General features: G+C 46.0%; 22 protein-coding genes and 1 tRNA gene. 5 read left to right on the top strand and 18 right to left on the bottom strand.

Annotated features, from left to right (window positions below; genetic code table 11):
* Positions 1-4 precede the first annotated feature (4 nt).
* The 10 genes from THERU_RS06365 to THERU_RS06330 all read right to left on the bottom strand — a co-directional run bounded on the left by THERU_RS06365 (position 5) and on the right by THERU_RS06330 (position 8,331).
* Complete coding sequence (locus THERU_RS06365) at positions 5-2,287, bottom strand: proton-conducting transporter transmembrane domain-containing protein (protein WP_025306445.1); 2,283 nt, start codon at positions 2,285-2,287, stop codon at positions 5-7.
* Positions 2,288-2,310: 23 nt separating this feature from the next.
* A complete protein-coding gene (locus THERU_RS06360) occupies positions 2,311-3,201 on the bottom strand; it encodes a CobW family GTP-binding protein (protein ID WP_025306444.1) in 891 nt (296 codons plus the stop codon).
* A 2-nt stretch (positions 3,202-3,203) separates the two neighbouring features.
* Positions 3,204-3,485 (bottom strand): hypothetical protein, encoded by a 282-nt coding sequence (locus THERU_RS06355; protein ID WP_211230159.1) that lies wholly within the window; start codon positions 3,483-3,485, stop codon positions 3,204-3,206.
* Positions 3,486-3,488: 3 nt separating this feature from the next.
* A complete protein-coding gene (locus THERU_RS08495) occupies positions 3,489-3,713 on the bottom strand; it encodes a ferredoxin oxidoreductase (RefSeq protein ID WP_084326294.1) in 225 nt (74 codons plus the stop codon).
* Positions 3,714-3,737: 24 nt separating this feature from the next.
* A complete protein-coding gene (locus tag THERU_RS06350; RefSeq protein ID WP_025306442.1) occupies positions 3,738-4,421 on the bottom strand; it encodes a 2-oxoacid:ferredoxin oxidoreductase subunit gamma family protein in 684 nt (227 codons plus the stop codon).
* On the bottom strand, positions 4,418-5,284 hold the full coding sequence (locus THERU_RS06345) for a thiamine pyrophosphate-dependent enzyme (RefSeq protein ID WP_025306441.1): 867 nt from the start codon (positions 5,282-5,284) through the stop codon (positions 4,418-4,420). Before THERU_RS06345 ends, THERU_RS06350 begins: the two co-directional genes overlap by 4 nt.
* A gap of 28 nt (positions 5,285-5,312) precedes the next feature.
* On the bottom strand, positions 5,313-6,482 hold the full coding sequence (locus tag THERU_RS06340; protein WP_025306440.1) for a transketolase C-terminal domain-containing protein: 1,170 nt from the start codon (positions 6,480-6,482) through the stop codon (positions 5,313-5,315).
* An 18-nt stretch (positions 6,483-6,500) separates the two neighbouring features.
* Complete coding sequence (locus THERU_RS06335) at positions 6,501-7,208, bottom strand: carbon monoxide dehydrogenase beta subunit family protein (protein ID WP_025306439.1); 708 nt, start codon at positions 7,206-7,208, stop codon at positions 6,501-6,503.
* An 87-nt stretch (positions 7,209-7,295) separates the two neighbouring features.
* The gene (locus THERU_RS08570) at positions 7,296-7,466 is read right to left on the bottom strand and encodes a hypothetical protein (RefSeq protein ID WP_156916205.1); all 171 of its coding nucleotides are present in this window, start codon (positions 7,464-7,466) and stop codon (positions 7,296-7,298) included.
* A complete protein-coding gene (locus THERU_RS06330) occupies positions 7,459-8,331 on the bottom strand; it encodes a class I tRNA ligase family protein (protein WP_025306438.1) in 873 nt (290 codons plus the stop codon). Before THERU_RS06330 ends, THERU_RS08570 begins: the two co-directional genes overlap by 8 nt.
* Positions 8,332-8,376: 45 nt before the next feature.
* On the opposite strand from THERU_RS06330, the gene fliG reads away from it, so the two are divergent.
* Entirely contained in the window at positions 8,377-9,381 is a 1,005-nt protein-coding gene (gene fliG / locus THERU_RS06325; RefSeq protein WP_025306437.1) for a flagellar motor switch protein FliG, read from the top strand.
* Entirely contained in the window at positions 9,374-10,039 is a 666-nt protein-coding gene (locus THERU_RS06320) for a FliH/SctL family protein (RefSeq protein ID WP_025306436.1), read from the top strand. Before fliG ends, THERU_RS06320 begins: the two co-directional genes overlap by 8 nt.
* A gap of 1 nt (position 10,040) precedes the next feature.
* Here the strand turns inward: THERU_RS06320 and THERU_RS06315 are convergent, their stop codons facing one another.
* The 5 genes from THERU_RS06315 to THERU_RS06295 are packed head-to-tail and all read right to left on the bottom strand — an operon-like array spanning position 10,041 to position 13,688.
* On the bottom strand, positions 10,041-11,234 hold the full coding sequence (locus tag THERU_RS06315) for a type II secretion system F family protein (RefSeq protein WP_025306435.1): 1,194 nt from the start codon (positions 11,232-11,234) through the stop codon (positions 10,041-10,043).
* The gene (locus THERU_RS06310) at positions 11,231-11,713 is read right to left on the bottom strand and encodes a type II secretion system protein (protein WP_025306434.1); all 483 of its coding nucleotides are present in this window, start codon (positions 11,711-11,713) and stop codon (positions 11,231-11,233) included. The genes THERU_RS06315 and THERU_RS06310 overlap by 4 nt, the downstream gene beginning before the upstream one ends.
* A complete protein-coding gene (locus THERU_RS06305) occupies positions 11,710-11,991 on the bottom strand; it encodes a type IV pilus modification PilV family protein (RefSeq protein WP_025306433.1) in 282 nt (93 codons plus the stop codon). The genes THERU_RS06310 and THERU_RS06305 overlap by 4 nt, the downstream gene beginning before the upstream one ends.
* Positions 11,975-12,376 (bottom strand): type II secretion system major pseudopilin GspG, encoded by a 402-nt coding sequence (gene gspG / locus THERU_RS06300; RefSeq protein ID WP_038532210.1) that lies wholly within the window; start codon positions 12,374-12,376, stop codon positions 11,975-11,977. The genes THERU_RS06305 and gspG overlap by 17 nt, the downstream gene beginning before the upstream one ends.
* A 52-nt stretch (positions 12,377-12,428) precedes the next feature.
* Positions 12,429-13,688: a porin gene (locus THERU_RS06295; RefSeq protein ID WP_025306432.1), complete on the bottom strand. Its 1,260-nt coding sequence runs from the start codon at positions 13,686-13,688 to the stop codon at positions 12,429-12,431.
* Between the two features lie 196 nt (positions 13,689-13,884).
* Between THERU_RS06295 and sppA the strand changes: the two genes are divergently transcribed.
* Both sppA and bioD read left to right on the top strand, forming a co-directional pair.
* A complete protein-coding gene (sppA, locus tag THERU_RS06290; RefSeq protein ID WP_038532207.1) occupies positions 13,885-14,727 on the top strand; it encodes a signal peptide peptidase SppA in 843 nt (280 codons plus the stop codon).
* A complete protein-coding gene (bioD, locus tag THERU_RS06285) occupies positions 14,724-15,377 on the top strand; it encodes a dethiobiotin synthase (RefSeq protein WP_025306430.1) in 654 nt (217 codons plus the stop codon). Before sppA ends, bioD begins: the two co-directional genes overlap by 4 nt.
* On the opposite strand, the gene THERU_RS06280 is transcribed toward bioD, so the two are convergent.
* The 3 genes from THERU_RS06280 to THERU_RS06270 form a co-directional block, all read right to left on the bottom strand.
* Complete coding sequence (locus THERU_RS06280) at positions 15,324-17,030, bottom strand: peptidoglycan D,D-transpeptidase FtsI family protein (RefSeq protein ID WP_025306429.1); 1,707 nt, start codon at positions 17,028-17,030, stop codon at positions 15,324-15,326. The genes bioD and THERU_RS06280 overlap by 54 nt on opposite strands.
* Positions 17,015-18,130, bottom strand: coding sequence for a glutamine-hydrolyzing carbamoyl-phosphate synthase small subunit (gene carA, locus THERU_RS06275; protein ID WP_025306428.1), 1,116 nt, complete (start codon positions 18,128-18,130; stop codon positions 17,015-17,017). Before carA ends, THERU_RS06280 begins: the two co-directional genes overlap by 16 nt.
* 7 nt (positions 18,131-18,137) lie before the next feature.
* Positions 18,138-18,231: transfer RNA gene (locus THERU_RS06270), tRNA-Ser, on the bottom strand.
* Between the two features lie 55 nt (positions 18,232-18,286).
* Here THERU_RS06270 and THERU_RS06265 point away from each other — a divergent pair.
* Positions 18,287-19,156: a class I SAM-dependent methyltransferase gene (locus THERU_RS06265; RefSeq protein WP_025306427.1), complete on the top strand. Its 870-nt coding sequence runs from the start codon at positions 18,287-18,289 to the stop codon at positions 19,154-19,156.
* The last annotated feature ends 91 nt before the right edge of the window (positions 19,157-19,247 follow it).

Genomic DNA, 19,247 nt, shown 5'->3' with positions numbered 1-19,247 from the left:
GGGCTCACCTCCTCAGAAGGTCTGAATAATTTATATCCTCTCTTGGTCGTCCGTGCAGTGGGCTCCATGCAGTAAGTGCCATGGCTACACCGAGCATAAACCATCCTGTTATTAGCAGAGCTGCCTGTAGGGCATTGGCTTTCAAGAGTGCATCAAAGAATGGATAGAAGCTCGGCATAAAGGGTGTAAGGCATGCCTGCAAAGAGGCGATTACTAACAGAAGGGAGTAGATAGGCATCTTTTCTATAAATCCACCGGCGTAATAAAAGCTGTCTGTGTGTAGCACCCTTTTAGTGTAAATGCCAAGAAGATAGAGAAGGGCAGAAGGCAAGAGGAGGAAAGCAAAGTAAGCTTCTTTCTTGGATAGCCAAATCAGGCTAAGGAGTGCAGGATACAGCTCCGAGATACCTTCCTTAAAGCTCTGACTTACCACAGCCCTTAGCGAGTGGAAAAGTAGCGTAAAGCTTGCGAGGTAGTAGAGGAACTCGTAGTTTGGTATTTTTATGAACTCAAGGCTTATCACACCCAAAAGGGCGATGAGCGGATAAGAGTATATCCAGAACCTTCTTATAAGGTAAGAGGTTATCAGACTTATGGGAAACAGGGGAATAAAGAACGCAAGTATGAGTGCGTCCAGAGGGAAATTCTCCGAAGTTTCTCCTGTGTAGAAGACTCCATAAGCAGACACCGCAGAAAGAGAAGTAAAGGATAAAAGGCGTGCCAACTTCATAAAGCCTTCTCCTATAAGCTTATAAAGGTCTGGGAAGTAAAGCTCCCTAGAAAGATGAGCGTAAAGGCTCAGGTGAACCTTCAAAGGTTCCTCCCTGTTGGCAAAGTATATGAGTATCCAGCCCACCAAGACCAAAATTAAGCTTATAGCTATGCCAAGTATAAAAAGCACAGGGTTAGAAAAAGCCCTTTCGTATACCTTTTCCTGAAGACCTTCGTAAGGAAAGACAAAGCCTCTAAGGAGATGGGACATAAGGACATATATGCTCAGAAGAACAAACAGGGAAACGATACCTAAGAAGGCAGTAAGCAGAGGTTTTTCCCTGCCCACCTTGAAAAGGTTCAGAAGTACCTGGGCGGACGTGATCCAGCCAAAGAACAAAAGTATGAGGGGAGCTTGGTATTTAAAGAAATCCGGCTTAAATATATAGTGAGTAATCAAAACTAAAATAAGTGGCACCAACAAGGTAATGGCTCCATAAAACACTGTAGGCATATCTTTGTACGTTCCCTCCTTTTTTATCAATGCGTCGTAAACTTCGTCCCTTGGAATGTTAGGGTCTTTTCTTGCCTCGTGTATAACACCACCCGAGGAGAGAAACAGGGTAGCCTTGAATATGCCGTGAGCCATCATGTGGTAGATGGCAAGGGCAAAGGCACCCACGCCCACTTCCATCATCATATAGCCCATCTGTCCTACGGTGGAGTATCCCAACGCCTTCTTCACATCATTCTGCATCAGCATAAGGGTGGAGCCCAACACCGCAGTTATTATACCTACCAAGAAGGAAAGACTGAGTCCATAGAGGTCGTAAGCAAACAAGAAGGAAAACTTGCCTGCTATGATGGCGCCAGCATTTACTATGCCCGCATGCATAAGGGCGGATACAGGAGTGGGACCTTCCATGCTATAAACCAACCAAACGTGAAAGGGTATCTGTGCAGACTTTAATATACCGCTCAGTATTATCAAGAGCGTTGGTATCCATAGGGTATCCGAAGGTTCTGTGGTGACCATTTGTACTAACTTGCTTATCTCAAAGGTGCCATACTGTTTGTAGAGTAAAAGGACTGCTATTAGAAGGGAAACGTCCGCAAGCCTGTGAGTAAAGAGTGCGAGCCTTCCCCACTCCACCGCTTGCCATCTTCTGTTGTTAAAGGTAAGCAAAAAGTAAAGGATTACTCCCATCAAGTGCCAGGAGGCAAAAAGAACGAGCAGGTGGTTTGAAAGCACAAGGGTTAATAGATTCCAAGTCATCAAGTCAAGCAGGATGAAGTATCTTTTAAACCCTTGCTCGTCCTTCATATAGTTTTCCGAGTACTTATGGATCACAAGGCTCACAAGGAGTATGTAGGAGGCAAGAAGGGTGCCAAGTCCATCAAACCTGAGAAAGATAAAAGAACCCTCTTTGTTGGTAAATAAAAACACATACAGGCTCAGAAGGAAGGCAATGCCTGTAAGAATGGTGCTCACCTTTGAGTAAAGCCTCTTTTCCAAAAACAGGGAAGTTATTATGGAAAGCAGGGGTATAGCCACGATGATTGCTTCAAGAACCATGCGGACCCTCCGTGTAGGAGTTTTTAATTAAAAGAGCGTATCAGAACAAGGAAGGACTTCCCTTCGTAATGGGGTAATGTATAACTCGTATCTAAATTGCCAAAGGAGTAATTAACAACTAACGCTTCAGGGAAGTCTTTTAACTTCAGTATACCCTTCAGCCTAATAACGTCCGGTGGTAGTTTATTGATTATATCAAGAAGTTCATTATAATCAACAGGCTCGTCAAGATAAATCACTTGTTGTGCGTGATTATGGCTGTGCGTTTCACCGTTAAGGTGGTAAAGTTTTTCTTGCAAAGCAAAGACACCGCTAAACACTTCAGCGGGAAGTTTTCCAAAAGAAGTTTTGTATAGTTTAAAGCTCCTAAAAACTGGCTCGTTGGTAAAGAGGTTTCTAAGCAAATACCTGTTCCATATATCAACAACACTATCCTCTACCTGTTTAAGCGTGCTTTCATCCACAAGGTCTGTTTTGTTCAAAACCAGCACGTTGGAACTGCCTATCTGGTGTTTGGCGGTATCCTCTTGACTGTATAGGTGAAAGTTCTTGGTGTCTATAAGGCATATTACTCCTTCTATTATGCATCCTAGGTTCTGAAGGCTTATCATAACGGGAAAAGGCTCCGCAGAACCAGAGGTCTCCACCATGAGCAGTTCAGGTTCATACTTTTCCCTCAGTTCCCTGATGGCCTTTTCAAATTCTGCGTGTATCGTGCAACATATACAACCTTCTGGAAGTTCCAAAACCTCAGAATATGCGTTTTTCAGAATCTTCCCGTCAACGCCCACCTCACCAAGCTCATTGACGATAACCGCCACCCTTTTCTCAGAAAAATGTTCCCTGGCAGCATTCAGGAGAAGAGTAGTCTTCCCGCTTCCAAGATAGCCCGTAATTATGAAAGCCGGGATCAAGGCTACTCTCCTCCGTATTCCACCGAGTCTATCTCCTCCATAAACTGTTCTATTTGAAAGGCTACAAAGTTAGCCAAATCATTCACATCCTTTTCCCAGTATTCTTTGTCTATGTCTATGCGCTTTTCATGGACGCTGTGTCCTTCCACCACATACCTAACGGTCAGGTAGGGAACTCCGCAAGCCTCATCAAAGCAAACATCTATATCCACATCAGGATTTGCCATATTTTTTTGGACCTCTTCCGCCAGCCTTTCCAACTTTTCCTTCATACCACCCTCCATGGCTCAATCTCCTGCAGTCATCATAACCATTTGTATGCAGTTTCTCTTCAAAAGGTCTGAACAAACATAGACGCATATGGCACAGCCTTTGCATCTTGAGTAATTGACCCAAGCGGTATGTTTGGTACTGTGATACATCAAAGTGTTAGGTTCTGGACAGAATAACACACACTGCTTGCAGTTGTATTTTGCACACTCTGATTCATTCACATCTGCCACGTAATACATGCTCCAAAAACCTCCTGTTTATGTTTATGGTGTGTATGCTTCTTCTTCTACCCAACCGCGCTCTTCTGCGATCTTGAAGGCTTCTCTGATAACCTGCATGTTCTTTTCAAGGAGTTCCATCTTCTTTTTGAATTTCTTTTCTATGGCGCTGTCCAATGCAGTGGTTCCTCCGGATGCCACGAAGGTATTACCCAAGAACCTTTCCCTTACCGCCTGCTCTATGTGTTCAAAGCCCACAAGCCTGGTTATACCAAAGAAAAGTCCTACCATTGCCATGTTGGTGGCGAGCTCAGTACCGGCTACCTCTAAGGCAAGCTTAGTAGCGGGGAACATATAGACCCTTGTGTTTAGCTCCCTGAGAATTTGCCAATCTTCGGGTGGGATTATGTCCACATCGGTGTTTATTATCACCATGCCACCTTCCTTCAGCCCGGAGTAAAAGGGCATGGTGTAGGATTTGCCGTGGGTGATAACCTGAGGGTGGTAGATCATGATCACGTTGGGATAGACCACCTCACCCACTTCGTAGATGGGCTGGTCGGACACACGCACATAGGCTTCTACGGGTGCCATTCTCTTTTCAGAGCCAAAGAAGGGAACCAGTGTAGCATACTTGCCTGCGGCGGACATAGCATTTCCAAGGATGTGGGCGGAGGTGACCACCCCCTGCCCACCAACGCCCGCTATTCTGATGTTATAACGCTTCATACTTTGACCTCCTGAGACTGCTTCTCTATTTCTTCAAAGTATTCCCTTACTTCATCGGTCATCCACTCGTAAAAGGCAAAGTCTTGCTTTTCCCTCTTGCGTGCGTCCTCAAGAACCTTATCTGTGGGTATAGAGTACTCAATGTTGCAAGAGGTGTAAGCGTGTATAAAGGTGGGTCCAAAGTGCCTTGCGGCGAGGATAGCCCTCCTTATGGTCTTTGCGATCCTTTTGGGATTGGTGGGAGCAAGCTTTGCCACATAGACACAACCGGCAACCTTTGCCAGCTCCACCGCGTTGATCTTGTCAAACTGCTTTCCTTTGGGAGCCATCTTTAGCTGAACACCCTTGGGAGACATTCCGCTCTCTTGCCCACCTGTGTTTCCGTAAACCTCGTTATCCACCATTATGGTGGTGAATTTTTCCCTCCTGAACCAAGAGTGCATGGTCATTCCAAAGCCTATGTCTATAAGACCACCGTCTCCTGCGATAACCACCACATCCTTTACCTTGTCGGGGAACCTAATAGTTAGTGCCCTCTTTAGACCGGATGCCACCGCGTTGGTGTCTCCGTAGTTTCCGTAGATGAAGGGAACCGCTGCCTGAGATAGTGCCAACCTTGCACAGCCTGCGGTACCGATGACTATGGTATCCTCTGGGTTGGGGAGGGCTGCGTAGAAGATCCTGATGAAGTACGCCATAAAGCAACCCGCACACATAGGATGCTCTTCCACCAGCTCCTTGAACTGTCCAAGCTGTTGGACATCTACCTGCCTGCCAAACTGCCCATACTTGACTAGATCTACATAGTCCTTGGGCATGTATTTCTCAAAGCCTGGTGATATTCTTACATACTCCAAGCCCATGGTAACACCTCCTTTTTTTAAGTTTTTTTTATACTACAACTTTCCTTTCTTTCTTTATGCCAAAGGCGTCATATATCTTTTCCATTATAAGCTCTACTGGTAGGGTCATACCACCGTAGACCCTTGGACCACCTATTACCTTGTCGTTGTCTGGAATGGTTGCCTTTACCTCTTTGGCAAGCCATCCCACGATGTTGTGCTCGGGTACTATGACCGCCTTTGCCTTTTTGAGCACTTCCCTTATTTCCTTCTCTGGGAAGGGTCTTATGGATTTTACCTTTACCAGACCTACATTGAGGCCTTCCATCTGGGCATAACGTACCGCCTCTCTACCCTGCGCCGCTGCACAACCGGAAGCCACTATGAACACTTCCGCATCGGGGTTGACCACCTCTATGGGACCACCCAAGTACTTGTAGATGTACTTCATAGCCCTTATGTTAGAGGACCAAACCTCCTGCTGCCATACTGCGTGAATCAGATAGCTCATGAAGTTGGACTTTTGCACAGGTGCGTCCCTTTGAATTCTTGCGGGTGGTATTTCACAGTCGGTGGGGGGAACAGGTGCTTTGTAGGGGTCCCTTGGAGGCAATTTCATATCCTCAGGGGTCATGTTCACATAACCCTTTGCGTGGGTAACGAAAAAGCCCTCCGTGCATACCGCTACGGGAATATAAACATCCACCTTTTCGGAGATTACAAAGGCTGCCAAGGTAAAGTCAAAGACATCCTGCTGGTTCTCTGCGTGAAGGACAACCATACCACAATTGAGAAGGTATGCGATCTCTACATTGTCGGGCTGTATGGAAAGGGGTGCATTGACGACCCTTGTGAGAACTCCCAAGACCGCCGGTATTCTGTGCCCAGGCCAAGAAGCTATAGCTTCAAGACCCCTCAGAAGTCCAGGTCCAGAAGTGGCGGTAAAGGCTCTCGCACCACCTCTGACCGCACCAGCTATAGCGGACATGGCGCCGTACTCTTCTTCAGCCCTGTAGTAGTCCTTGAGGTAGCCCTGAGCCCACAGGTCTCCCACCAGGTGCATAACCTCAGACTGGGGGGTAATTGGATAGGCTATGGCTATATCCACGTTGGCACGCTTTACCGCTTCCGCCATAGCTTGGGCGCCTGTGATAAACTTGCGCTCCCTCGGAGCCTCTAACAAAAGGTAATCTGCATCTACAACCCTTTGCTCTGGCATGGTATTACCTCCAATTTTTTATTCACTTTCAGGGACATACTCACCCTTTCTGGGAATAAGCAAGTATGAATACTCTCCGTAATCCACCACCGAAAGAGTCTCCCAATTTTCTTTGGGCAGGGATGGATTCTCTGGGGGAAGCTTTGGTTCCCACTTTATACCGAGCTCTTCTCTGACTTGTACAACAACATCCTTAAACCTTCTTATCTCCTCCGCATGCACGTCCCTGAGGGATACCATAGCGTCTTCGTGTCCCATCTCCGCACACAGGGCTATGGTAAAGCAGTTGGTCCCTGCCCTGATCATTCTCAAAGATAGATTGGCATAATGGCAATGGACACCCACAAATATACAAACTTCTATCTTGTTGTGAAGGATGGTCAGGTTAGGATGGTTTGGGTTTATCTCCGCCTCTGGGTCTATTTTGGGATACTTGGGTCTGTAGTCGGGCATGGGTATGATCCGGCAGTTGGGTATTTCCATGGCAAGCTCTAACACTGCCTTTGCCTTCTCCATAGCACTGGCGTTCCATCCCCACAGGACGAGAGGCCCAGGGAATATGGTAGGATTCCTACGGGTAAGCAGAGCTTTGGCTGCCTCTCTCATTGCAACCTCTTCATCTACGATCTCTCCGTAGAGAAGGGCTTTTCCCGGAGGTGGCAATTCCACACCCTCAAAGGCGGGTGGTGTAGGTATATAACCGGCGGGTCCTGGGACTACCTTCATTCCTTACCTCCTACAACATTGAGTTATCATAAAGTTAGTATACATTGCACTGTTGTCAAGTTTAAAAGGTATGATTTTAGTCATAAGCTACTTCTTGGATTGATCCCTTTTCCTCTCCCACTCTTCAAGCTTGGGCGAAAGCAGTTTATAGAGGGCGTTCGCCAGGAATATTATGATCAAAAGCAAGGGCAAACCCACCAAAAGCATCAGCAGAAAGAGCTTTCCAAAGAACAAAAGCCAAGCCAAAAGTTCATCCATCGCTAACCACCAGGTTTATAAGCTTATTTTTTACATATATGACCTTTTGAAGTTTTTTGTTTTTCAACGCTTTTGCAACTTTCTCTTGGGCTAAGGCTATGGACTTTACAGTATCCTCTTGGGCATCTATGGGAACCTTGATAACTGCCTTTAGCTTTCCGTTGACCTGCACCGCTACTTCCACCTCCTCCTCTTTTAGTGCCTCTGGGTCTGGCTGTGGGAAGGTGTAAAAGACCATGAGTCTTTGATTGCCCAGCTCGTTCCACAGCTCCTCGCAGATGTGGGGCGTAATTGGATAAAGCATAAAAAGAATTAGCTCAAGGGCTTCCTTCAGGACCTTGTAGTCTGCCTGGGTTTCCGGTTTAAAGTCCTGGAGGGTGTTCAAAAGCTCCATTATGCCTGCAATGGCGGTGTTAAAGGAGAGCTCTTCCATATCTTGCAAATACTTTTTTAGGGTTTGGTGGGCTTTCTTTCGTACATCCTTTGCCTTACCTTCCACCTTTGAGAGTTCCTCCCTTGTATATTGAAGATTCCTAAGCCTTTCAAGGTTTTCGTGGAAAAAGCCCCAGAGCCTCTTTAGAAATCTGTGGGCACCCTGAAGACCTTCTTCTGTCCATTCAAAGTCCTTTTCTACAGGTCCTGCAAAGAGTATGTAGAGCCTAACCGTGTCTGCCCCGTAGCTGTTGACCATATCCTCTGGGTCTACGGTGTTTGCCTTGGACTTGGACATTTTGGCGGTTTCACCCACCGCAGACTCTACTCTCTTTACAAACTCCTCTTGGTAGACACCAAGTTTTTCCAACAGAAACTTAAAGTTATCTCCTACGGACAGCTTGTTTTCCCTTAGGAATTCACCAATGGTCATAGGAATTTATTTTAAAAAATCTCGGTTTATCTTAATATAGAAAGCATGCCGGAGGCAAAAAGTAAGCTAAGCAAAGCCCAAAAGGCAGCCATACTACTTATGGCTCTGCCTCCGCAGGTGGCGGTGGAGGTGATGAAGGAGCTGGATGATAACGAGATCCAAGAGATATTAGTTCTTGCATCCAGCTTAGAAGGAATAACACTAAAGGACATAGAAGAAATAGGTAAAGAGTTTATAGAAGAGTATAAGGCAGCATCCTTTGTAAATCCCGATGTGGATGCCCTGTTGGAGTTTGCAAGGAAGGTCCTTCCCCCAGAGAAGTTCGCAAAGATTTATGAGTTCCTCAGCAGTTCCAACCTCATAAAGAGCTTTCAAGAGTTGGAAAGGGTAGATGAAAAACTTTTAGCAAACCTTTTAAGGAATGAACATCCCCAAACAATAGCGGTAGTTCTGTCTCAGCTTTCGTCGGCAAAGGCGGCAGAGGTTCTCAAGCTTTTACCCGATAGCCTAAAGGTGGAGGTTGCCAAAAGGATGGCAACCCTTGAAAACATATCCCCCGAGTTCATGAAAGAGCTAATTGAGGCTATAGCAGAAGAAATAAGGAGTATGGGTGTAAGCGGAGTTATGCAGAAGTTGGAGGGCATACCCCTTGTGGCTAACATTCTGAACGTGCTTGATAAAAATACCGCCAACAGCATACTGGCAAAGTTGGAACAAGAAGATCCCTACTTGGCGGAAAAGATAAAGGAAAAGATGTTCACCTTTGAAGACATAAGGAAGCTGGACAACAGGGCTATAGTGGAGATCCTAAAGGCGGTAGATAAAAACGTGCTTATGATAGCCCTTAAGGGAGCGCCGGAGGATATAAAGGAGAAGTTCCTGTCTAACATGTCCAAAAAGGCGGCGGAGATCATGAGGGAGGATATGGAGGCTATGGGACCGGTTAGGGCAAGCGAAGTAGAAAAGGCTCAAAAGGAGGTTATAAAAGTTATCAAAAACTTAGCAGACCAAGGAATAATAGACCTCACAGGTGGAGAATACTATGCATGAGGATTTTAAACCACTGCACTCGGTGGAGTACGTTCTTCCGAAGGAGGCAGAGGAAAGTAAAGAAGAAAAACTAGAGAAACAGCAACTACTTAAGCAGATTGAAGCTTTGAAAAATACCGTAAAATTGCTTGAAATGGAACTTTTGGAGTGTAAAGGAAAAAACCAAGAGTTGGCAAGGCTGAACTCCAAGCTTGTGGAGGAGAAAAAACTTTTAGAAGCTGAAAAGAGAGCCTTGGAGGAAAAGATCGCAGGGCTAAAAACCTTTCAGGGGCACGTTGAAGGTTTTTGCCAAACCCTCTTGGAAAAGTTCTCGGAGGTGGAAGATAAGGTAAGGAATGAGATAAAGGATATTGCCTTAAACATAGCCAGAAGGCTCTATTTAACGGAAAAGCTCCCAAAGGAGGAGGCTGTCCTTCAGTCTTTACAAAAGGCTTTAAACAGTGGTATTTCTTTGAAAGGATACATAAGGCTAAGGGTAAATCCCCACGATTTGCCAACGGTGGAGGAGTTTTTAAAAACCTTGGACCTAAAGGATGTTCAGTTGGAGCTTATAAAAGACGAACATCTAAACAGGGGAGAGTTTTCCATAGAAACCGCAGATTTTTGGATAGAAAGAAGACTGGAAGACCTGTTGACGGATATAGAAGAGGAGCTTTGAACTACCTTTTGACTCCACTGGAGATTTCTGTAAGGGGTAGCACCACGCTTTGGACTACAAAGGCAACCAAGATGCCTATTATGAGCATGGCAATGGGCTCCGCCAACCTTATCCAGAGGTTTATCTTTCTCATAGCTTGCTGGTCGTAGAGCTTTTCTAAAAGCTCCAAAGACTTTTCCAACTCTCCGCTCCTTTCACCGGTAGCCAAAAGACCCACAAAGAGGGAAGGAAATACGCCGGTAGCCTTGAGAACCTCCGCCAAGCTTTTGCCCTTGGCAATCTCCTTGGGCACCTCTTTTAGCTTACCCTTTATGTATTGATTGGTTATGGTATCTATTGCCAAAGACACCGCCCTAACGAGGGGAATGCCAGAAAGCAAGGACATACGCAAACTGCCCGCAAACCTTGAAAGCTGAAAGTAAAAGGAAACCTTACCAAAGATGGGAAGCATAAGGTAGTACTTGTCTATGTTTTCCCTGCTTATGAGCTTTCCTTTAAAAACAAAAAGCAGGATAAACAGAGGGAAAAGATAAAGGAAATAACCCATCAGCTTGGAGGAAAAGAGAAGAATTTTTGTTATCAAGGGCAGGTCCTTTCCCAAACCAGCCAGCACGCCGGCAACTTTTGGGATCACAAACTTAACCACCGCAAACACCGAAAGAAGGCTAAAGAGGATCACAAAGACAGGGTAAGTCAGGGAAGACAGAACCTTTGCCCTCACCTGTGCCATCCTGCTGAGGAACTCCCCCGCAATTTCAAAGACCTTTTCTAAGTTTTCGCCCCTTTCGGCGGTCTTTAGCATCTCCAAAAAGAACTCTGGAAATATGTCCGCCCTGCCAAAGGCAGTATGCAAAGGCTCTCCCTTTTCTATGGCTTCCTTTACAGAAAGTAAAGCTTGCTTAATTCTTTTATCCTCCGCCTGCTGTATGGCGGTCTCTAAGGCTTTTGGTAAGTTTAGCCCGGAAGAGAGTAGCATAGAAATCTGCGTTAGCAAAAAGGCAACGTCCTCTTGGGAGGGTTTTCTTTTAAAGAGTTCCCTACTCCAGATGCCCTCGGAAACATCCTCTATTTTTAGGGGCTTTATGCCCTGAGAGATTAAAAACTCGTAAGCGGACATGCCCTCCGGCACCTCAATCTTACCACTTCTGATATTTCCAAACTGGTCTATGCCCTTGTACAGCTTTATCCTACTCATGGCTTTATAAGATACTCCCTGCCATCTATGGTTATACGATAAAGGTCTGGCAGTCCCTTATAGGTCTCTTCAGTCTTACCACCCTTCACCGCAGAAAAGGAAAGTTCCTTAAACTTTCCCAACTTTATAAGCCGATCATCCTCGTAGAACTTTATATCCCCGTAAGGATAAGGAAACTCGTAATAGTAAAGCACACCATCCCTGTAAATAAAGGCACACTTTACCAAGCCTTGGTAGTAATCCCCTGCGTAGGTGTGTAAAAATAGCTTATCCCTTTCCATGTATGCGTCCTTTGCGGAAATGACCTTCCTTTGAATGTTCCAAACCAAAAGGGCTTCCTCCTTTAGCCTTTGGCTATCCTCCGCAAGAAACACCGAAGATTCCACGCTGGACTTAAAAACATAAGAAAAAAGCCCAAAGACAAGCCCAAGCAAGGTTATGACTACGATTAACTCAAGAAGGGTAAACGCCCTTTTCATTTTTTGAAAAGGTATATCACCGCAGAACCGTAAGAGAGCTCCACCTCTTTGATGCCCGGATAGTCCCTTAGCTCCCTCTCCCTAACCCGCACACCCTCCAGCCTGTTTTCCAAAATTTTGTTGTTCAAAAGGCTCATATCTTGGTAAAGGCTTCTGGCAAGCTCGTAATCCTTGCGTGCAGAAAGCAAAAGTTCAAAGAGAACGCTAAAGGTGATCACCAAAACAGAAAGGGCAATTAAAACTTCTATAAGGGTAAAGCCCCTACAGGTTCCAAACATCTAAGTCATCTTCTGTGCCTTCCTTTCCGTCCGGACCCATAGACCTCAGCTCAAAGGGTCTGTTTACCCCCGGAGAAACATAAATAAAATCACGATCCCACGCATCCTTGGGCACTTTGTCCAAATACTGCCTCCACCTGGTTGGCACCGGCGGAGTGTTTGGTTTTTCCACCAAGGCTTTTAGACCCTGCTCGGTGGTAGGATAAAAACCATTGTCAAGCTTGTATTGCTCCAAGGCATCCTTTATAGCTTTCATCTGAACCTTTGTTGCCTCCACCTTTGCTTGATCAACCCTGCCCGTGATCCTTGGGACCACAATGGCAGCAAGAATACCCAAAATCACAATAACCACCAAAAGCTCTATGAGAGTAAAAGCCTTTCTCATGCCAAAAATAAAAAAACCCCGCCAGAGGGCGGGGCGGTGCAATTTCTAACACTTAGAATTGGGTTTGGAGGTGGAGGGTGTAGTCGGTGAAGCTCCTTCCAGTTGTACCCCTTGAGTCAGCGTTTCTGTTCACAGAGTCCACACCCAAGGATACCTTTGCTGCTTGACCCTTGATGTAGTAGTGGACAAACACACCAACCCTTGTGTTCCTGGGCTCGCCTGGTATTGGCTCAGTTTGACCGGCACTAGCACCAGTATAGTAGAAGTTGAACCTATCTTTATTCTTGTCTTGCTCCCACCTTATTGCAAGGGCTGGTTTTCCAAAGCCCACCATTTGGTCATACAGGAGTTGTGCTTGGGCATAAATTTGGGTTGCTTTGCCATAGCATACGGTATTTGTTACACCATTACACACGGCAGAATTATTAAAACCATAAGGCACATCCTTTGCGTTTATGTATCCCACTTGAAGGTTAGGGATGATATCTCCAAACTTTTGTTCGTAAAGCATATCTACAGTCCACAGCTTAACATCCTTTGAGTAGTTAGCAGTAAGACCGGTGGTTTTTGCACCAACTACCCTATAACCTACGCCGAGGGTAAGAACGTTCTGCCTGCCAAGGTATGTGTCCGCAAGGGTATATCCGGTTTCGCCCTTAAAGCCAAGCATGGTGGGGGTAAATTGAAGCCTTATGGTGTAGGCAAGGGAGTCTTTAGTGTTTGCACCAAAGAGGTTTGTATTGCTATCTCTCCTATCAAACCTACCGTCAGAAACACCCAAGTAGTACTTTAGCATACCGTCTGCCACATTACCCCAAACGACTATTCCTGCATCCCTGCTACCATCATTAAGCACACCCAATGCGTGTGTGGGGTTTATTGGCAGTCCCCTAAACACATCACCAAGTGCTTGGGTTGGGATAAGGAAGTTGTAGGAGGATGTTAGGGCTATTCTGGAGAAGGGAACCCTCATTGCACCCGCTTGAACCCTGAACTCATCCGCAAACTTCATTCCGATGAAGGCATCCCTGGTTATGAAGCTTCCCCTAAAAGCGGTGGATTCTGCGTTGATGCTGAAATACACCAGCTTGTTCACATGCCCGCTTGCGGTGATGTTAGCCAAGTTCACATAAAAGTTCGTGGCGTTGTGGTCTGTGGATGCAGTTGTCCTCTTGCCCTCGCTTCTTCCCCATATTTGGGTGGAGAAGCCTATGTCTGCGAAGGTCTCCTTGTCAATGTTTACTCTCCAGGCGTGGGCTGGCAAAGTAGCAACACCCATTAGTGCTGCCATTGCTAAAAGGCTCTTCTTCATGTTGATACCCTCCTTTAAAGTTTTTTGATGGTTTTAATGATAGCATAAGGAAAAAAATTTGTCAAGAGGTTTTTTTAGATGCAAACTTGCAATTGGGTGCTTGGAAGCTATGTTTTTGTGGGTTTTTGATGCTCGGGTCCTTTTTTGCAATTTTGCAGTGAGGCTCTGTTTGAGGTAGGTTGATATAATTAAAGCCATGAAGTGGATAAGGCGGTTTTTTGTTTTTGTTATATTACTCTCTGTGCTTGGTTTTCTGGGAAGTTTGTTGGCAAGGCTCCCGGTGGGAGAGCGGGTGGCGGTTTTAAAAATAGAGGGGGTTCTGATCAATTCGGAGCCCATCGTTAGGAAGATAGAAAGCCTAAAAGAGGACAAAAGCGTGCGGGCTTTGGTGGTTAGGGCGGAAAGTCCGGGTGGCTCGGTGGGTGCATCCCAAGAGATATACAGGGCTCTGGAGCGGTTCAGAGAGTCCAAAAAGCCGGTGGTGGTGTCTATGGGCAATGTTTGTGCCTCTGGATGCTTCTATCTGGCTATGGCGGGGGACTACATATACGCAAACCCGGGGACTATAACGGGTAGCATAGGGGTCATCATCCAGCATACAAACGTAAAGGAGCTTTTGGAAAGGCTTGGTATAAAAACCACCTCTATAAAGACAGGAAAGTTCAAGGATACCCTCTCTCCCACGAGGGAGCTCACAGAAGAGGAAAAACGATACCTTCAGGAGCTCATAGACAAGGCATACGAGCAGTTTTTGAACGCCATACTAAAGTACAGAAAGGAGGTAGACCCCAACAAGCTCAGAGAGATAGCGGACGGTAGGGTATTTACGGGAGAGGATGCTCAAAAGCTCAAGCTGGTGGATGGTTTGGGTGGGCTCCAGGATGCCATAGAGAAGGCAAAGGAGCTCTCTAAAGCAGAAAAGCCGAGGGTCTTTTATGTGGAGGAGCCAAAGGGCTTTCTCAGAAGGCTCCTTGAAAACCGTCTTGGTGCAGGCTTTGGTGTGGATGCTCCTTTGATGCTATACTACCTTATGCAATGAGGGCGGTTTTAATCACTGCCACAGACACGGGCGTAGGAAAGACCTTTATTTCTTACAACTTGGTTTATGCCCTAAAAGAGAGGGGAGTAAAGGTGGGCTACCTAAAGCCCGTAGAGACCGACGTGAAGGATGTGCCCCAGGATGGGGCTTTGCTATGCAGTCTTACAGGGCAGGATTTGGAAGAGGCGGTGCCGGTTAGATACTCTCTGCCCCTTTCTCCCTATGCGGGCATCTTGGAGGAGAAGAGGGACTTTTCCCTTACGGATTTAAAGGAGCATTACCTTAGGCTTTTGGAAAGGTATGAGTTTTTGGTGGTGGAGGGAGCTGGTGGCATTGCGGTGCCCATAAAGAGGGATTACAACTACGCCCACTTGGCTTTAGACTGGGGGCTTCCCATCCTGCTGGTAGCTCGGGCTGGGCTTGGCACCCTAAACCATACCTACCTTAGCTACTTTTACGCTAAAAGCATGGGGCTTAACATCTTGGGAATAGTTATGAACGGTTTTGAGGGAAAGGATGTCTCAGAAAGGACTAACCCAATCATAGTGGAGGAGCTAACGGGAATAAAACCCCTCCAAGTGCCGAGGGTGGATGGGCTACTCCTTGAGCCTTCCCTCCGAGATAGCCTTGTTAGCCTTGTCGGGTTCTAGCCTTTCATAAAAGGCTACTCTTTCTACGAGTTCTTTAAAGTATGGTGCTGCGGCGGTGCCACCGAAGGCTCTACCCTTTGGCTCATCCACCATTATGCCCGCCACATATTTGGGGTTGGTGGCAGGAAAGTACCCCACAAAGTAGGCAACCACCTTTTCCATAGAGTATTTGCCTGTTCTAAAGTCAAACTTCTGGGCGGTGCCCGTTTTGCCCGCTATGGTAAAGTATTGGGACTTGGCTTGGGTTGCGGTTCCCTCCTCTACCACCCTTATGAGGTTTTTATGTAGCCAATTTAAGACCTTATCAGAAAAGAGCTTATCCCTTAGCACTTTTGGGGGACTGTTTGGTTCATAGACTATGCGGGGCTGGATTATTTTGTTAGTGGCAAGCCCACCAAAGGCTACGCAGAGGTTCAAAAGGTTCGCACTCAAGCCCTGCCCTATGCTGGCGTAGATTATGTTTGCAGGATAGTTAAGGTTTGGAAGCTTTGGCTTTGCCTCTCCGGGTAGCACCCCAAAGGTGGATTTAAAATGCATCTTTTCAAACAGCTCCTCCACATCCTTCTTTGATAAGAACCGGGCTATTTTGGCAGTTCCCACGTTGGAAGACTTTATGAGCACTTGGTCTAAGGAGAGAACTTTGGAGGGATGCACATCCCTTATGGTCCTTCCAAAGAACTCTGCCCTTCCTCCCTCTGTATCTACTCTGTAGTTAAAGCCTATGTATCCCTTCTCTAAAGCCTGCCCTATAAAAAAGGGTTTCATCACAGAGCCCGGTTCAAAGGGGTCCGTTACTGCGTAGTTCCTCCTGTTTTCCGGTCTTGCCTTTTGGTAGTGATTGGGGTCGTAGTGGGGGTAGTTTGCCAAACCGAGAATGTCTCCGGTTTGTAGGTCTATAACGATTATGGCGATCCTTCGTGGGTTCCAGTCCTTTACTATTTTTTCCTTTATGTCCTCCAGTATTACCTGAACGCCAAAGTCTATGGTTAGCTGGAGGTCTTGGGTTTTGTAGTCCCTCTCTTCCTCCTCCAAGTTGAGTACAAGCCTTCCACCCTTTGGTGAATACAAAAAGACCTTTTTAGCCTCCTTTGAGTAGAGCTTATTGTCAAACATATACTCAATGCCCTCAAGACCTCTTCCATCCGCACCCACAAAGCCTATAAGGTTGCTCGCCAAATGACCGTGTGGATAAACCCTTTTGTAATCCTCCTGAATGCCCACTGAGTTTTGATTCTGCGTGTCCCTTATAACGCCCCTCACATAGTTTATGTACTCCTTGTCTATGTTCCTTGCCAACCATACAAACTTGCGGTCTGTGTTCAGCTTTCTTAGTATTTCCTCCTCCCTTTGGTCTAAGATTGCCGAAAGCCTTCTTGCTAACTCTTCCCTGTTTTGGACGTACTTTGGAAAGGCAAAGATGGAGAAGGTGGGCATGCTTATGGCAAGCTCCACCCCCTTTCTATCCTTTATGGCTCCCCTGTAAACGGGCACCCTTTCCACCACCGCCTTCGGAAACTTCTCCACAACCCTTTCTATGTATGCGGTCCTTCCAAAAAGCTGGATGTAGGCATACCTTATGATCACCACCAGGAAACCCAAGAAGACAAGAAACGCTAGCAGGTAGATTTTTGTGTTCTTTACTGTGTTTGACATGCAAGGCTTATAAACTCTTTGAACACGTCAAAGGCGTCGTGTGGTCCCGGAGATGCCTCCGGATGAAACTGGACGCAGTATATGGGCAGATACTTGTGCCTAAAGCCCTCCAGTGTTTGGTCCAAAAGGTTTATGTGGGTTATCTCTACATCTTTGAGGCTCTCGGGATCTACCGCAAAGTTGTGGTTTTGGGCGGTTATGTGAATTCTCCCAGTGCGCAGGTCCTTTACCGGATGGTTCCCTCCGTGATGTCCAAACTTCAGCTTGTAGGTCCTTCCGCCGAGGGCTAAGCCTATGATCTGATGCCCAAGGCATATGCCCATGATGGGCAGTTTTTCCATGTATGCGCGCACCAACCTTATGCCCTCCACCACCCTTTGTGGGTCTCCCGGTCCGTTGGAAAGAAAGATGGCGGAAGGTTTAATCTGTTCTATGGTCCTCTGGGCATTCTCCGGTGGGATCACCACCACCCTTGCTCCCTCTTGGGTGAGCCTTCTGAGTATGTTCTTTTTGACGCCAAAATCCACCACCGCAATGAGGGGCTTTTGGTTTTCCTTAAGTATATATCCCCTCCTTAGGTCCCAGTCTCCTTCATTCCAGTAGTATATCTCCTTGGTGGCAACCTCTTGGACCAGGTCCAGCTCCGAAATGTCTGCGTAGTTTTTTGCCTTCTGAACCAAACTCTTTGGGTCCAAATCTACGGTGGATATGATGCCCTTTATGGCACCCTTTTCCCTTATTCTTTTGACCAGAGCCCTCGTGTCTATGCCCCATATACCTAAAACTTGGTTTTCTTTCAAATACTCGTCCAAAGACTTCTTTGCCCTCCAGTTGCTGTATATGGGAGAAAGCTCCTTTATTACAAGCCCATTAACCTGAACTCTATCGGACTCCACATCCTCATCGTTTACCCCGTAGTTTCCTATTTGGGTGTAAGTTAGGACTACGATCTGCCCTTTGTAGGAGGGGTCCGTGAGGATCTCCTGATACCCAGTCATGGAAGTGTTAAAGACCACCTCCCCTAAGGTCTCCCCCTCTGCACCGAAGGAATAACCCACAAAGTAGGTTCCATCTTCAAGGGCTAAGATGGCTCTTTTCATAGCTTTTTGGCGGAGAGGGCGGGATTCGAACCCGCGGTGCGGGGTTTAACCCGCACACAGCATTTCCAGTGCTGCACCTTCGGCCACTCGGTCACCTCTCCTACTAATATTAATTATAAGCAAAGTTGAGGTTTCTTTGAGTTTATAATCTTCCCGATGAACAGAGCCCTATGTCCCGTTTGTGGAGCAGTAAGTGAAAAGGTGTTATCTTCATACCGTTCGCAGTATAGCCCTGAAGACTACAAGCTCTACAAGTGTGAAAATTGTGATATGGAGTGGTGGGAGCCCTTAAAGATGCAGTGCTATCTTTACGAAGAGGGGTTGTTTCCGGGATATGAAAAGTTACACAGCCTACCAAACCTAAAACTCGGTTCAAACCACAGGGCTTTCTTTAAGAACTTTCCCGGACCTTGGAGTGGGAGGCTGTTAGATGTGGGATGCGGAAACGGAAAGTTTTTAATGGTAGCCAAAAGCTATGGCTTTGATGTGTGGGGTATAGATATAGACAGACAAAGCGTAGAAATAGCAAAAAGTGTTCTTGGAAACAACATATACTTTATGGAATTGAGGCAATTTGTTAAATTCGCTAAAGAAAGAAATCTTGAATTTGATGTAATCACTTTCTTTGAGGTTCTTGAGCACCAAGACAGACCCATTGAGTTCCTTGAAAGTATAAAGAGCATACTAAAAAAAGGAGGATATGTGGCGGGAAGCGTGCCCAACAGAGACAGGTGGATTATAGATGAGACCGAATGGGATTATCCACCCCACCACCTTTTAAGATTTTCAAAAAAATCATTGGAGACAACCCTGAAAGTTGCGGGTTTTAGCAATATAAAGGTAATAAGCTTAGACTTTTCCTTCAAACTTAAGGAGTGGCTCTCCTATATAAAAGAAAGGTATATAAACATTTCTTCGTTGCAAGGATTTATCAGGACAATTCTTTCTGTGCCATTAAGCTTGGTCTTCATCGGAGACCTTATAGGCAGGGGACCCTATCTGTATTTTCAAGCTAGAAAAATCTAAAAGAACTGTTTAAAAAATAACAAATTCTAACAAACTTTGACTTTAAATAAAAGGCTTGAATTAACACTCCCTTTGGGCTAAAATTAAAAAA

It is taken from the genome of Thermocrinis ruber (assembly GCF_000512735.1).
In the GTDB taxonomy this organism is placed as follows: domain Bacteria; phylum Aquificota; class Aquificia; order Aquificales; family Aquificaceae; genus Thermocrinis; species Thermocrinis ruber.
The sequence above is the reverse complement of the archived record's forward strand: the minus strand, read 5'-3'. Positions and strand labels throughout refer to the sequence as shown.